Annotated in this window: 13 protein-coding genes; 3 read left to right on the top strand and 10 right to left on the bottom strand. The window is 37.4% G+C overall.

Going from position 1 to position 13,887, the window contains the following annotated elements:
- Window positions 1-249 precede the first annotated feature (249 nt).
- The 4 genes from BMY50_RS21930 to BMY50_RS21945 form a co-directional block, all read right to left on the bottom strand.
- Entirely contained in the window at window positions 250-2,214 is a 1,965-nt protein-coding gene (locus BMY50_RS21930; protein ID WP_093329143.1) for a patatin-like phospholipase family protein, read from the bottom strand.
- 45 nt (window positions 2,215-2,259) lie between these two features.
- Window positions 2,260-2,832 carry a DUF2272 domain-containing protein gene (locus BMY50_RS21935; protein ID WP_093329146.1) on the bottom strand — a complete coding sequence of 191 codons (573 nt, stop codon included), beginning with the start codon at window positions 2,830-2,832 and terminating at the stop codon, window positions 2,260-2,262.
- Window positions 2,833-3,024: 192 nt separating this feature from the next.
- The gene (locus BMY50_RS21940) at window positions 3,025-4,302 is read right to left on the bottom strand and encodes a DUF5690 family protein (protein WP_093329149.1); all 1,278 of its coding nucleotides are present in this window, start codon (window positions 4,300-4,302) and stop codon (window positions 3,025-3,027) included.
- Window positions 4,303-4,566: 264 nt separating this feature from the next.
- Complete coding sequence (locus tag BMY50_RS21945; protein ID WP_093329152.1) at window positions 4,567-5,841, bottom strand: NAD(P)/FAD-dependent oxidoreductase; 1,275 nt, start codon at window positions 5,839-5,841, stop codon at window positions 4,567-4,569.
- Between the two features lie 232 nt (window positions 5,842-6,073).
- Between BMY50_RS21945 and BMY50_RS21950 the strand changes: the two genes are divergently transcribed.
- Window positions 6,074-6,556 (top strand): DinB family protein, encoded by a 483-nt coding sequence (locus tag BMY50_RS21950; protein ID WP_093329155.1) that lies wholly within the window; start codon window positions 6,074-6,076, stop codon window positions 6,554-6,556.
- Window positions 6,557-6,588: 32 nt separating this feature from the next.
- On the opposite strand, the gene BMY50_RS21955 is transcribed toward BMY50_RS21950, so the two are convergent.
- Window positions 6,589-7,551: a helix-turn-helix transcriptional regulator gene (locus BMY50_RS21955; protein ID WP_093329158.1), complete on the bottom strand. Its 963-nt coding sequence runs from the start codon at window positions 7,549-7,551 to the stop codon at window positions 6,589-6,591.
- Between the two features lie 265 nt (window positions 7,552-7,816).
- Here BMY50_RS21955 and BMY50_RS21960 point away from each other — a divergent pair, with 265 nt between their 5' ends.
- Entirely contained in the window at window positions 7,817-8,290 is a 474-nt protein-coding gene (locus tag BMY50_RS21960; protein WP_093329161.1) for an SRPBCC family protein, read from the top strand.
- 31 nt (window positions 8,291-8,321) lie between these two features.
- Here the strand turns inward: BMY50_RS21960 and BMY50_RS21965 are convergent, their stop codons facing one another.
- The 3 genes from BMY50_RS21965 to BMY50_RS21975 all read right to left on the bottom strand — a co-directional run bounded on the left by BMY50_RS21965 (window position 8,322) and on the right by BMY50_RS21975 (window position 11,146).
- Window positions 8,322-8,546 (bottom strand): DUF1456 family protein, encoded by a 225-nt coding sequence (locus tag BMY50_RS21965; protein WP_093329164.1) that lies wholly within the window; start codon window positions 8,544-8,546, stop codon window positions 8,322-8,324.
- A 15-nt stretch (window positions 8,547-8,561) separates the two neighbouring features.
- Entirely contained in the window at window positions 8,562-9,863 is a 1,302-nt protein-coding gene (locus BMY50_RS21970; RefSeq protein WP_093329378.1) for a DEAD/DEAH box helicase, read from the bottom strand.
- A 128-nt stretch (window positions 9,864-9,991) separates the two neighbouring features.
- Window positions 9,992-11,146 (bottom strand): aldose epimerase family protein, encoded by a 1,155-nt coding sequence (locus BMY50_RS21975; RefSeq protein ID WP_093329167.1) that lies wholly within the window; start codon window positions 11,144-11,146, stop codon window positions 9,992-9,994.
- 177 nt (window positions 11,147-11,323) lie between these two features.
- Here BMY50_RS21975 and BMY50_RS21980 point away from each other — a divergent pair, with 177 nt between their 5' ends.
- Entirely contained in the window at window positions 11,324-11,878 is a 555-nt protein-coding gene (locus tag BMY50_RS21980; RefSeq protein ID WP_093329170.1) for an EcsC family protein, read from the top strand.
- 34 nt (window positions 11,879-11,912) lie between these two features.
- On the opposite strand, the gene BMY50_RS21985 is transcribed toward BMY50_RS21980, so the two are convergent.
- Entirely contained in the window at window positions 11,913-12,710 is a 798-nt protein-coding gene (locus tag BMY50_RS21985) for a helix-turn-helix domain-containing protein (protein WP_093329172.1), read from the bottom strand.
- 194 nt (window positions 12,711-12,904) lie between these two features.
- The gene (locus BMY50_RS21990) at window positions 12,905-13,786 is read right to left on the bottom strand and encodes an oxidoreductase (protein ID WP_093329174.1); all 882 of its coding nucleotides are present in this window, start codon (window positions 13,784-13,786) and stop codon (window positions 12,905-12,907) included.
- Window positions 13,787-13,887 lie beyond the last annotated feature (101 nt).

Genomic DNA, 13,887 nt, shown 5'->3' on the forward strand with positions numbered 1-13,887 from the left:
TAGAAAATGGCAATTAGGTGAGCTTAGCAGACTTCTCGGTAAATGGCCGTTTTTTCTAGGTAAACGCTTTTTAGTCGGGTGCTTTATAAGTTACTTGGTTATTTTAACGTTTATAGCATGATGGTTAATGGCATAACGCGCACCCAAACTATATTGAAAGACGCATCAACATAGGAGATGTTGCATACTATGTTGTGCCATTCACAGATGATTGTCACAACCTTTCAGTTAATAAAATGTTGCCTGTTTTTATCTCAGGCCGGCAAAACTAGGAGAAGGGAAAAGAAAATTTTCCATGGAGCTTGATTTAAAATTTGTGAGCTGAAAATTTACACCGCATTTATTGTATAGCCAAAAAGGATCTTCTTTAAATGTTAGATAATCTTTTGATAATTGCCTTTCTAGATAATCTATTTTTTGCTGATAAGTTGGCGTCAATCCGCTATAATAGGTGTCTCCAGATTTACTTTTAGTAGTTTTTAAACGATAAATATATTCCAATAGGTTATAGCAGGTGGTAAACTGTCCGCATGCTATTAATGCGGCTAAGGTTTCGTTTTTTTGATTTGTCGTATCAAACCAAAGGGTAGTGGCCATCTCAAATGCAGTTTGTGCTATAATCTGTATAGATTTAGAGGGTTCCATGAAATTTAACCCTTTTTTATGGCGATTTAAGTCATTAGAAAAAGAAAGATCATATACATGGTTCGTCTTTATTTTAAACCTATATTTTCCACTTTCATATGTCTTATCATATAATAGAAAGCGAATCCTTTTAAGAAAAACGTCGTTATTAAGTACGAGTACTGAGCTAATACGTTCTTTTAGCATCCGGAAAATGACCATGATGGGCGTTGAAGCAAAGTGCTCAAAAAGATTGCTTACTATACTTGGAGAAAAGTTTTTATTAAGGTTTAAGCCCCCTAGGCGATCGGTGTTTCCTTCAATAAATCTTCGTATTAAATTAAGAATCAATAAAATGCTTCCAGAGAGAATGGTTATAGTTGTTCCGATTATCACCGGCCAACGAACACCAAAAGTGTCTGTTTTTGGTATTAAACCAGCGATAAGAGAAATGCCCAGTAACATCAAGACCCATAGAATAACGATAACTGTTTTGATTGAAATGGCTTTAATGCCGGTATAAGAGTCATTTCCTGTTGGCAATTTATATGGTTCCATGTAATGACTGCCAACATCATTCACCAGCATGAGATCAAAAGGGCGAAATGTGGTTTTTTCTTTAACCCTTCTTTTTTGTGCATCTATCATACTTTCCAATGCTTGGTTATCCGTGATGCCTCCATCCATCATGCCAATTTTAAAGTCATCTCTTATTTTTTCATTAATAAAAGCATTTTTTACAGATTCAACCGACGGATTGTGGGGTAATCCATTGATCACATCTGTCACCCTCTCTTTGCCAAATAGTTTCTCCAGTTCACTTATATTTAATTCTTGCAAACCTACGTATAAGTTGTCTAATAAGGTTCGTTTATCTAGATTCGCCACCGTTGTATCTTCTTGTCCCGATAGCGTTTTGTAGGTGAAATCGTCTGGAAAAATGATCGGTTCAAATCCTGCAGGAAAGCAGGATGATGCAGCCAGCAGATCAGCCAATTTTAGTTTACCAGCCGCGTTAAAATTTAAGTTTATGTTAAAATTCCCGTATCTAAACTGGTTATCAAAAGTCCGACTATGATCGATCTTCATTTTAACATTCTGTCTAAAAAGCAAACCTTTATAAAATTCGGTGGTATTGAAACAGACCTCTTCAAGAGATGTACTATTTTCATGCTGGTATAAATCTTCTAATAAACTGTGATCAAATAGATCGTCATCATAGGTAAGTGCAAAGGCATTAATGATATTCCTCCGCTTATCTGGATTACTGATCCACTCTTTATCATTATTTAGTTTCTCGAACACATGATTTAACAGGCCGGTTCCTTCAAGATTCTCTTTTAATTTTTTATAAAATGAGGCAAATGTTCCTCCCTTCGCAATATTCAATGCGTATAAAGCATTCGTAATTGTTCCACCCGATGCAGAAGAAATGAAGGTAACCTTATCAATTAAGGTAATTTCGTCTAGATAACTTAAAACACCAAGGCTAAAAGAAGCAGCACGAAAACCTCCACCGGAAAAGGCTAAAGCAATATTGTCAAAAGGAGTATTGCTGATATTCTTCGTTGTTTTAAAGCTTCTGTCCATCTTTTGATTGAATAATCTGTAATAGATAATGCAATTTTCTAAGTATTATTTTAGGTTCTGAACAATTGATATATAAGGGTTAATTTTTCTTTTTATTATACGCCACTTGTCATTAAGTCTTATTTGCTTTTTTCTGATGGAGTCACTTTCATTTCCCCCTATTGTTAAGACATAATTTCCCTTTGAGTCAGTACCTTTTTCTACCACAATTGCAGAATGAGATTCATAAGCTTTATTCATCTTGGCAAATTGGAAGTCATAGGTGTTGTTTCCTCTATTATGCTGAATAATGTCACCTAAATTCGGTTCAATATCATGATAGGGAAATGCCTTAAAGACACCTTTATTAGCTAACATATTTTGGATGGCAGCGTTTACAAATCTTGCATGGGCCGCGCTGAATAGAAATTCATTCTTTGTTGCTCCGGCTTTCTGTACACACCAAGAGATGAAGATTGCCGACCATGCCGTTGCTACACCAGGAAATGACAAACCTAAATCAGTCCAGTATTTTTTTATTTGCTTTGATAAGTCGGCATCACTTTCACTATCCAAATGAAAATTATTATACTGCTCTTCAGCAATAGTTACTAGCCTTTTTACATACGCTGTTGCCATAATGTTTTCTTATTTGATAAAAAAAATCTTTTTAACTTCGGTGCAAAAGTTATTTAATGTAAATATACTAAAAATATTAGTAACAAACAATAAGAATATGGCACCTCATCAAACATATCTTTTTTGTATAAACTTAAAATAATGATTCAATAAGAGTATAAATAATAAGTGTGCCGAGAAAGGAAAACGTAATTAGGCAGCTTTAGCTTGCTTGTATTTATACCTAAAATAAAAAGCAGAAAATGTAGTTAGTAATACACCAATTGTAGACAATATTATTACACTGTTTGAAAAGAAAGAAATCCAATTAAGCTGCACGTTAAATACCTCTTTTGATAATAAAACCGCTACACTACCAGTATAGCCGAAGGAGTCAGCTAGGTAAATTAAAAAACCAACATTGCCTGTATACCTAAAAGTAGCGATCAATCTCTCAAAGAATACAGCGTTAAAAGGGATGTAAACCATGTACAAACCTAAGCCGGTAACGGTCATCCACCACAGGGGTGAAAAGTAATTATACAAGAATGCAATAGTTGATAAGCCCGCTAAGATAAAGCCTATACCGATAAATACATGGGCCACCATCAATGCTTTAAAGCTATTCGATAGCATGACCATACTACCAATCAATACGAGGATGATTAAGGTGATGGGTGTTTCGGTTTTGGAAAAAATGGCAGGCTGGTCAAAGTAGCCCATTTCTTTCCACATCTCGGCACCAAAATTATCGCGGATATCTCTAAAAATGGTAGCGAAAGTGTAAATAAGAATACAGGCAGCCAAGCCTGGTAAAAAGGTTTTGAAAAAAATACTCCGTTGTTTGGTATTCATGGGTGTACGCTCCATCCTATCTACAATATCCTGCGCATCTGGTGGCGGAATTTTTTCCATCAGGTATACAAATAGGAGCAAGGGAAGCGCAAATAAAAGGCCTGTAAAAAAGGGAACCCAAAATTCAGATATATGAAATGAAAGCATTAGCCAGCCACCAGCAGAGCGAGCAAAACCAGAAGCAAAAATAAAGCTCACTGCAAGTGTTGCTCCAATAAAATCAGTTCCTCTCCTGCCTTCTATATAGGAAAAGACAACACCCCATAAAATGCCTAAAGGAAAGCCGTTGGTGAAGAGGAAGATAATATTATAGGGTATAGGTACTAATGCAAAGCACAACCAACTAAACCAGGCTATACCCGTAAGCAGCAAAATGATGCACCCTCTGCCAGTACGTTTTAGCTCCGAGACATATTTTATGCCATAAAATTTCGCTAGCATGTATCCTAATACCTGGCTGATTACTAAAAGTGTTTTATAGCTATATCCTGCAACGCTAATTCCGTCAAATGTGGCAACTGTGAACGATTTGCGGAAACCGAAGATCATCGTATAGGAAAGAAAAACAATCACAGCGGCATAAATACTTATCTGCAACTTGTTTCCAGACAGGGTACTCGGCTTTACAAAAGGCATCTTTTTTTATTTAAAGAAAGCAAGATAAGCATTTAGTGTTTCTCCCATCAAATTTTTAGAATGACTTTGTTAGCTATTTAGTAAGAGTGAAAGGAATTGGTGAACTCGGTATTACAAGTGTTGCTGCGGCAATTGCCAACGCCGTTTTCAATGCCACCGGAAAAAGACTACGTGCATTGCCATTAACATCTGATAAGCTATTGTAAATGTAAAGAACGCCAGCGCGGTGCAGAGTACATAGTTACTGCGATACCTCCGGTGGACTTATTGTCTTTCTTTATTGGGATTTGGGTCAGTTGCGGGACGTATAATTAACCTTAAAGTAGGATTATTTGTTATAAATGACCACATCCAGCTGAATGCTAGTTTCATCTTATTTCTGAACCCAACCAGCGGTATAATATGAATGAAGAGCCAAACTAACCAGGCAAAGAAACCTTTAAAAGAAAACTTGGGTAAATCTGCAACCGCTTTATACTTGGCGATAATGGCCATGCTACCTTTATCGTTATATTTAAAGGGCTTCAACGGATATTTTCGTTGTATGTGGGTAAGGTTTTTTGCTAATAATTTGCCTTGTTGGATAGCAACTTGGGCTAATTGTGGGTGGCCTTCAGGATAATTTGGATCGGTTGTTTGAAAACATAAATCACCTAAAGCGTAGATATTTGATTGCCCCATTACTTTATTATATTCATCCACTAATAATCGCCTTCCCCGGGTAACAGCCTCTGCGGGTAAACCAGGTACTTCCCTTGCTATTACGCCCGTGGCCCAAATCAGCGACTCCGTTTCAATTTCTCTCCCATCCGAAAGAATAACCTTACCGTTGATGTAATCTTTTACGGCAGCGTTTAACACAATATTTACGCCTAGTTTTCTTAATACTTTTTCAGCTTCTATCTGTGCCGTCCCGCTCATTGGGCCTAGCAAAACAGGTCCTGAATTAACTAAATAAAGATGTGATCTAAAGTCTTTTATTTCGGGGTATTCTTTTGCTGCGATATAGCTTCCTAGTTCGGCTAACATGCCGGCAAGTTCTACACCAGTGGCTCCTCCACCAGCTATCACCACATTTAATAATCCATCTCTTCGTGACGTATGCTGCATACGTACTACTTTCTCCATGTTTAGCAGGAGATGATTCCGTAAGCTCAACGCCTCGTCTATTGTCTTCATGGGCAGGGATTTCTGTTGAACGGATTCCATTCCAAAATAATTTGTTTGGGTGCCCAAGGCCAACACTAAATAATCATATGATAATGTACCAGTATCCGTATCAATTGTGTTGTTTTCAGGATTGACCTTTAACAAGCTGCCCATATGGAACCGTAGGTTATCCTTTGTCTGAAACATCCTTCTAAACGGATAGCTAATGTTAGAGGGTTCAATAAAAGACGTTGCAACTTGATACAGTAGAGGAGGGAAAAAATGATAATTGTTTTTGTCGACCAAAGTGATTTCAAATTGTTTATTTGATGCCAAAGATTTTATAAAGTTAAGGCCGGCAAATCCACCACCCACTACTACTACTTTCATTCTATCAATTTTATTTTTTGTTTACAACTCTAAAAATTTTTGAACCGTCTAATTTCCCTATGAACAGATCTTTATCTGTAAAAGTAAATAATTCTTTAGAGCTTTAGTTGAGAAGCAGCGCTAAGCTTACAATGTCTAGACATTTTTTATTTTTTTTATTTACAAATACTGCTGACATACACCTGTCATATACCACGCGTAATTTTGGATAAATATTCAAATAATTAACATTATGAACACAACAACATCACCACAAGTAATCAGTCAGGAAGACCTATTAAGACATTGGTTGGGACATCGCAATTTAACCCGTCGTGTTATTGAAGCGTTTCCGGAAAAAGATTTATTTGAATTTTCTATTGGCGGTATGCGCCCCTTTGCCGCGTTATCTATAGAGTTATTGTCTATTGGTGGTCCCGCACTGAAATCGATTGTGAGCAATGAAGCTACACCCTATGATGAAAGTGGTTCGGCATTGACAACAAAAGAACAAATTCTTCAGAAATGGGATGAACAAACTGATGTGATTAAAACCTACTTTAATCAAATTCCATTGGAAAGATTCTCAGAAACGTTCAATCTCTTTGGACAGTATGAATTTCCTATTATAGAGAATATTTTTTATTTTATAGATAATGAAATTCATCATAGGGGACAGGGTTTTGTATACCTGCGGGCTTTAGGTATTGAACCACCTATGTTTTGGGAACGCTAATCAATAGTCCGATGGTTTAAACCATCGGACTATCACACTTTTGTATTTTCTATACTTAACGTTAGCAGTTCCTGTATGCGTTCTTTGAGTTGCGGAGGCTCTAGAATCTTTGCGCTATCACCAAACATCATAAACCAGCGTGCAAATCCGTCTCGCAAATCACGCACCTCAAAGGTCAGCATAACATGGTCATCGATTATCTCTTCCTTAATAAAACCATAATAATTACGCTCCCACTTTAAGTACCTTGCAATGGCATGATTTACTAATATTTTAACTTTTGTTGTTGGCTTTTGTTTTTGAACTTGCAAATAAAAATCGAGTGGCTGGTGAACTAATTTAAATGGTTGATCAGTGTGCTGGATTTCTCCGATCCTATCGGTTCTAAATTGTCGATAGTCTTTCCTTAAATGGCAGTAGCCAATTACGTACCAAAAATTATCCTGATGGAAAACACCAACAGGTTCTATTGCTCTTTCAGTCGGTTTATTTGCTTCTATTGCTTGATATAAAAGTTGCACCTGCGTTTTACGTGCGATACTTTCGAACAAGGTAGCTAACGCATTCGGTACGCTTTCATTGAATTTCATTTGTATGGGCTGCATTACAACCTGAGATTCAATACTCGAGACCCAATCTTTATCATTAGCCTTCAGCACTGCTCTTAGTTTGTACATGGCCGAAGAAAAATGCTGTTGAATTATTTTATCGGTAAATTTTTGCATCAATTTTTCTGCTGCCACCAAACTGGTTGCCTCTTCTTGTGTCAAGGTCATCGGAGGTAAACGATAGCCTTCTATTAATGAGTACCCAATACCAGCCTCACCGTAGATAGGAACGCCAGATGATTCAAGTGTTTTGATATCTCTATAGATCGTGCGTAGACTCACTTCAAAACGATCCGCTAATTCTTGTGCTTTAACAATTCGTTTTGATTGCAATTGAATGAAAATCGCTACTATTCTATCGAACCTCTTTGGAACATCTTTATGCATTATTTATACCGTTTTAACTCATGCTAGCATATTATTGCCAGTTGGCGATAATAATCGATTAAAAGTAAAACATTTTATCCTTTTATCGAATTTAGTTTCCCATTTGGTATAGTGTATGGTTTTGAAAATTAAAATAAATTTGTGAAAACGGTAAGTTAGAATTATATTTGTAACCAAATGGTTTCATTAACTGTTTGAATCCTTAAATAGTTAGTGTTTAGGGATAAAGGAATTGTATACCAATAATAAATGTAAAAACCGAAAAATGGAAAACAAAAATGCAGAATTTGTAGAAGCGCAGATGCTTATTAGAAAGCCTGTTGCAGAAGTTTTTGAAGCATTCATCGATCCCGAGCTAACCAAGCATTTTTGGTTTACTAAAGGAAGTGGAAAGTTGGAAACAGGTAAAACTATCATGTGGGAGTGGGAAATGTATAATGTTTCAACGAAAGTTGTTGTTAAAGAAGTTTTACAAAATAGGAAAATAGCTATAGCGTGGGATGAACCTGCAACGTCTGTTGACTTTAATTTTGAGTCATTGTCTGAAGGATCTACTTACGTTGTTATCCAACATTATGGTTTCATTCAGAAAGATCATGAGCTTTTGGCCATTATCAAAGATTCAACAGGAGGTTTTACTACTGTGTTAGATGGACTGAAAGCTTTTTTGGAACATGGTATTAATTTGAACCTTATTGCCGATAAGTTCCCAAAGGGAGTTGTTAAACATGGCGAATAGCTTCGTATTGGTATGAAGGAGCATTATAAATTTAGCTGGATTTTGGGCCACGTTTGTAAATGATCAATCCGTTTAAAAAATTACGAAGTATTTGATCTCCACAGGGTTTGAAATTTGGATGATCTTCTTTTCTAAAGATCGCACTTAGCTCTGTTTTGCTTATTCTGAAGTCCACTAGATCTAGCACCTTGATAATATCGTCATCTGTAAACTTTAAAGCTACCCGAAGCTTTTTCATTATATCATTATTGCTCATGGTATTGTATTTTTATTACCGGGAAATTTCAATTTTTATTTTCTTGCCTTTAATTTTTTCATTTTTAACCAATTGTACCACACGTTCGATTTGATCACGTTTGATACCTGCAAATGATTGGTGGTCTAACACCTCTATTAGTCCAAGGTCCCCTTTTTCAAGGTCCCCTTTTTTTAGCAATAACCCAACAATATCCACCTTGTTTATTTTTTCTTTTTTTCCCGCTGCAATATAAAGAGTGGCCCAAGGAGAGGGGGCAGGTATGGTGGGTTGTGCTAGCAGCTCTTCTTTTTCGGGCAGCTCATCTAAATAACCTGGCTTTTCACTCGGACTTAAAAATAAGTAAGAAGTACCTTTAGCATGCATCCTAGCGGTTCGTCCGTTACGATGTAAAAAAGCCTCTTCATTAGGTGGGAGCTGGTAATGCACTACATACTCAATTTCAGGAATATCTAAGCCACGAGAAGCTAGGTCAGTAGTGATCAAGATCCTATAGCTGCCATTTCTAAACTTTAATAATGCACGTTCACGGTCGTCCTGCTCCATACCCCCATGAAAGATGCCATTTGGCAAACCCTTTTCCCACAATAAATCACTTATGCGATCAACAGCTTCTCTATGATTACAAAAAACTAGGGTAGGCTTGTTACCTATTTTGCAGATGAGTGCAAACAATGCGTCCAACTTATCGGCTGCCTCTGTTATTACTACTTTTTGCTTAAGATCGGGTGCCGATGCTGCATTCGCCGAATAGTCTAGCATTATTGGCCTAGATATACCGGTGAAGGCAGGTATTTCATTCATTTTAGTAGCGGAAGTGAGTATACGCTTTTTGATAGCGGGTAATTGCTTAATAATGTACGCAATATCTTCTTGGAAGCCAAATTCCAACGCCTTGTCAAATTCGTCAAGTATTAAAGTGTTAACAGTATCGGTATTAAAAGTTTTGCGGCGTAGATGATGTGTAATGCGTCCAGGTGTGCCGATTAAAACAGCAGGTGGTTGTGAAAGGTTATTGATCTCAATTTTAATAGCATGACCACCGTAGCAACAATTTACTTTAAAACTACTGCCAATACTTTTGAATACCTGCTCAATTTGTAAAGCCAGCTCCCTTGAAGGAACTATTATCATTGCTTGAACGGTTGATATACTTGGATCCAATAAACGTAATAGGGGTAATAAAAAACCTAATGTTTTGCCCGAACCGGTCGGCGAAAGTAGTATAATGTCTCTTTCTTCAGCAGCACTGATAGCCGCCTGCTGCATTTCGTTTAGAGCATTGATTTTTAAATTTTGAAGCGCTTGTTTTATCATATACATGAACTGGATCAGGTGTCAAAGATAAGGTAAAACGTTGGGGCATGACGACTTTATAAAATATTTAGTCAATTTTCACGGAGGAGTAACCACTCTTTATCTGTAATAATATCTTACCTTGATCTTTATTGCTGTGTTGCAGTAAATTGATAAATACAGGTACTATGATACACCGCGTCTGGGGTTAGCACTATTGATGGCCATTCAGGTTTATTCGGCGCATCAGGAAAATGCTGCGTTTCTAAACAAACGGCCGTTTGTTTATTAAAAGGATGACCCCCTTTGCCGCTTTGAGATCCATCTAACATATTGCCCGTATAAACTTGAATACCGGGTTCATTGGTATATACTTCAAGGGCGATACCACTGGAAGGAGCATATAGTTTTGCAGCCAAGATAGCTGGATTACCAGCGGTGTTTAACACCCAATTATGATCTAATCCACCAACAAGCTGTAGCTGCTCATTTGTACTGTCACGAGTAATGGCTTCCTTAATAGGCAGCGGTTTATTAAAGTCAAAAGGTGTTCCAGCAACTGGTAAAATTTCTCCAGTCGTAATCAAGGATGTATCTATAGGCGTGAAATGATTGGCATTAACATATAGAATATTATCTAATATTGAGTTTTCAGGATTGCCAGAGAGGTTGAAAAAACTATGGTTAGTCATGTTTATTACTGTCTTTTTATCTGTTTGAGCAGCATAATCAATAACCAAGGCATTCGTTGCGGTAACCGTATACTTCACTGTCACATTTACATTTCCCGGAAAACCAGCTTCCCCATCAGGAGATAAATAAGAAAGTATTAAGGTACTATCGTTGGGTTGTATTGCATCAAAAACCTGCTGTCTCCAACCACTACCTCCTCCATGGATGGTATGTAGGCCATTGTTTTTGTCTAACTTTATTGTGTCACCATCGAGCACAAACTGGCCATAACCAATGCGGTTCGTCACACGTCCCATTGTTGCTCCGAAGGAAGAAGGCATAGCAACATAATCATCAATATGGTCAAATCCCAGCACAACATCCAATAGCTGATCACTTTTATCTGGTACCAGTAACGACACAATACGACCCCCATAATTGGTAATGCTCACTTGCATTCCCTTTGCGTTAAAAATGGTAAATAAATCGGTGGAATCACCATTAACAAGGGTTTGAAAGTCTTGTCTATTCAATCCTGATTGTGTGTTTGAATCGGGTTTCTGTTGATTGCAGGAAATAAAGATTGCCCCCATTAAAAAGGCCACAATGAAGCATTGTACGGTATTATTCATTTATTAGTTGGTTTATAGAGATAGTCATTTAGATCCAATACATTCCAAACATACATAAAAATTTATGGAAATTTGTCTGTTGACGTTTTATCAATTGTTATTCAAATTACGCAAAAGATATAAAAATTGGCGCAAACTTTGTTTTAGGTATGTTGTTTATCAGATTACGTTCATAAAATGCGAAAAGTTAATTTATCAGATATTAATCTGAAAGTAGCTAAATTAAAATTTAAAGAGGGGTTTAATAAAGCCTCAGTGGGTAGTTTTAGACAAATTTTTGATAGGATCAATCAACTGGGAATAAAGCGGGGCGTTGATCAATTAGGCTTGGATAAGTTTATAAATCAATGTGCACTGCTCGCAGCGGGTTCTGGTGTCATCACTGGCGCAGGAGGAGCAGCGACAATGGCAGTAGGGGTACCTTTGGATATGATTAACCTGATTACACAACAGTTTCGTGTTACGCTGGCAGTTACTTATTATAAAACGGGTAATTACCATGTTGATTTTGAGGAGTTTTTTAAACTGTTAACCAGGTCGATGAAAGGAGATGTTGGTATAACTGTTACAAAAACAGCGATGGATGAGGTGGCGCAGAAGTTGATGGTCAATATGGGAGCAAAGGCGGCGAGACGATTGGTTCCTGTAGTAGGAGCGGTGATTGGCGGATCGGCTAATTATTTTTTTATTAAAAGAGTAGGGGAATCCCTAAAAAACGGAAAACATTTTTAGCATAAAAACATTTTTAGCATAAATGCTGCGCAACCTAGATCTTCGTAGGCGCTAGACCGAATGCATTTTTAAAGGCAAAGGAAAAATGAGAAAGATCTTCAAAACCTAATTCCAGGTAAATATCAGTAGGTTTCTTTCCCTGTTTTTTTATTTGATAATAGGCTTCCTGTAACCTCTTTTGTAGCAACCAGCGACTTGGCGAGAGGTGAAATATTTTTTCAAAATCTCGTTTAAACGTAGCTAAACTTCTACCACTCATATAAGCAAAACGATTAAGACTTACATTAAAGTGAAAATTTTTTAACATGAATTCCTCTAGATCAATTTTACCTGGCTCTGCAAAATCAAAAAGTATATCGTTTAACATTGGGTTCGTTCGTAAAAGAATCATCACAGCTTCTCGCACTTTAAGTGATAACAAGTGTTCATTTTGCTCTTGCGGTAATTTTAAATAGGGTAAAACCGAATCCATATAACTTTTATATAAGGGGTCAGTTTTAAGTTCTATAATTGGTTCGTCGCCTTGCCTTTTGCCCGCTGAGTAACCATATTCTCTACTCAATTCACGAAGTGTTTCTTGATCGAGCCGAACAGAAATTGATTTAAATTCTCCACCCTCGGGTGGTTGTTTTGTAAACTTAGCAAGTTGATTCCTTCTACTAAAACGAAAATCTCCTTCCTTGAATATGTATTCCTTGTTGTTAACATTTATACGCAGCAAGCCTGCTAATTGATAACTGAAAATGTGTTCGGGAACGAACTGTTCGCCTTCCCGACTCACATTAAAATAACAGGAGTACACAATTTTTGACAAGACTTTTTTTTCTACCATAGCCTTTTTATAAACCGAACTGGTTTTGATGTGAATTAATTTTCATTTTACACTGTTATAAAGCTAGGTAATTACTTTATATTTTAAAACCAGCATAGGACGAAAAATCTATATAGCCAGTAATAATTTTATTTTGAATACTGTAGGTTCGGCGCCGTTTTCAGACTCCGAATGTTTATATAACTTCTTATTCATTATCCTTTATTCAATATAGTCTTTCCTTGCTCCGTTTCTAAGAAGTTTATTGCATCGTCATGATCACTGGATAGCGTAATAGGCATCCATGCTTCAAATTCTGTTTTTCTTCTTTCATCTGCAACTTTTAAAATACCTGCGGCATCACTTCCAAGCACTAGGTGCACCGGGGGAACGGGGTGCTCTACGAGATCAATCATAATCTTTGCAGCCTTAGCAGGGTCCCCGGTTGGCACGAAACTACCGTTTGCAAAGAAATCGATTCGCTTGTCAACGGTCGTTTCATAACCTTCCACACGTGGAGCATAGGTCATAGAAGTGCCTGCCCAATCCGTGCGAAATCCACCAGGTTCTACTGCTGTTACTTTGATTCCGAGTGGAGCAACTTCAGCCGTCAACGCTTCCGTAAAACCACCCAATCCAAATTTTGCAGCTTGGTATATAGTAAGACCAAGGCTACCGACGCGCCCCCCGATAGAACTTATCTGAAGAATTCGTCCATGGCGCTGTTTACGCATGTAAGGAAGTACTGCACGTGTGATCGCTATCGGTGCATAGAGGTTCGTTTCGAGTTGGCTACGCACCTGCTCGTCGGTAAACGCTTCGGTAGCTCCGGTAATGCCAAAACCAGCATTGTTTACCAACACATCTATACGGCCAAATTGCTTTATGGCGAGATCAACTGCCCTAATTATTTCTCCTTTATTCGTTACATCTAGGGTAACAGGGAGAATTTTATCTGGGTGTTTTGATACTAAATCGGCTAACTGCGCTGGATTGCGCGTTGTCGCCACTACATAATCGTTATTTGCTAAAACTGCTTCTGTAAGACTCCTTCCAAGTCCTCGGGAGCTTCCTGTAATAAACCAAATCTTTACCATTGTTTTCTTAATTTATAAAGCAAAGTTAGCTTACATTCGTCCTGTGAGTTTTGTTGAAAGGCTCAAAAGTATTTTGTTAAAAAGCTCATTGTTCATGGGAT

The organism is Olivibacter domesticus (assembly GCF_900109575.1).
In the GTDB taxonomy this organism is placed as follows: Bacteria; Bacteroidota; Bacteroidia; order Sphingobacteriales; family Sphingobacteriaceae; genus Olivibacter; species Olivibacter domesticus.